The sequence below is a fragment of the Actinoplanes sp. NPDC048791 genome, from assembly GCF_040650095.1.
Lineage (GTDB): Bacteria > Actinomycetota > Actinomycetes > Mycobacteriales > Micromonosporaceae > Actinoplanes.
In genome coordinates this window covers 1-1,255 of record NZ_JBEZGQ010001630.1, presented here as the reverse complement: position 1 = coordinate 1,255, position 1,255 = coordinate 1, and the positions used below count along the sequence as shown (strand labels likewise).

Below are 1,255 nucleotides of genomic sequence, written 5' to 3'. Positions count from 1 at the left end.
GCCGGGCCCGGCCGGCCGGGCCCGGCTGACCACCTTGCGGACGTACGGCCCGACGCGCTCGATCGTGGCCCCGTCGGTGCTCCACTTTCCACCGAGCAAGGCAGGTGCGAGGACGACGTCGCCGGCCGGCGTCTCGAGAATCGCGTCGAGCACGAGAACCTCCCAGGTCCGCTCAGTGGACGTATTTGGCACTTCTGGACCGCTCTGCGGACTCGGGTGTAACGTACGGTTGGCCGCCGGGCGAAGGCAATAGGTGGGTGTCGAAAAGTTACGAGCCGATGTCGACGCCGGCGGGACGGCACAATCGTCGGTGTCCGCGACACCACGGCCGCCCGTCGCGGCTGACGAGAGGAAGTGAGTCACGGTGCCATCCGCGACCAGCCGCAAGGCCCCCGGCGAGGAGACGTCCGACAGCCAGGGCGTACGCAGCATCCAGCGCGCCCTGGACATCCTGTCGCTGCTCACCGAGGAGCGCCCGCTCCTGGCCATCCGCGACATCGTCGCCGCGACCGGCCTGGCCAAGACGACCGTCATCCGGATCGTCCAGACGCTGGAGCAGACCGGGCTGCTGTGGGCCACGAACTCCGGCTACATGGCCGGCCCGGGCCTGTGGCGGTGGGCCCACCTGGCCCGGCAGAGCTGGGAACTGCCGCCCGAGACCCAGCGGCTGATGCGCGAGCTCGCCACCCGCGAACGCGAGACGGTCAACCTCTACGTCGTCCGCGACACCGTCCGCGTCTGCATCGCCCAGCAGGAGAGCCCTCAACCGCTGCGGCACGTCGTCCGGGTGGGTGACGAACTTCCACTCTGGGCCGGCGCCTCGGCCAAAGTACTGCTCCGCAACGCCCCGCCCGCGCTGCTCAGCCGCATCGCCCTGTCCTCGCCGTGGGGCGAGGGGCATACCGGCCGGATGCAGGAATGGATCGACCAGGCAGCCGTGCAGGGATTCGCTGTCAGCCACGGGGAGCGGGAGGAGGGCCTGTCCGCGGTGGCTGTTCCGCTCGAGGGGCGGTCCGGCTCGGTGGTGGCGGCCCTGACCCTCAGCGGTCCCACCGTGCGGTTCACCGACGACCGGGTCGCGGAGTTCACCGCGGCCCTGCTGGCCGCGGCGACCCGGATGAACGAACGCGGCTTCGACCACCCGCTCGGCTCGTCGCTCTAGCTCCCGGCCGGACCGGGTCCGGTCCGGCCGGGAGCTCCGGGTGGAGATTGCCCTATGCAAGACCGGCCGCTCGACGGTGTTCGGGTCCGCGAC

Annotated in this window: 1 protein-coding gene; it reads left to right on the top strand. The window is 71.3% G+C overall.

Translation table 11 applies throughout. The features are described 5' to 3' along the window. Positions 1-364: 364 nt before the first annotated feature. A complete protein-coding gene (locus tag AB0C29_RS49125; RefSeq protein ID WP_360835356.1) occupies positions 365-1,162 on the top strand; it encodes an IclR family transcriptional regulator in 798 nt (265 codons plus the stop codon). Positions 1,163-1,255: the final 93 nt, after the last annotated feature.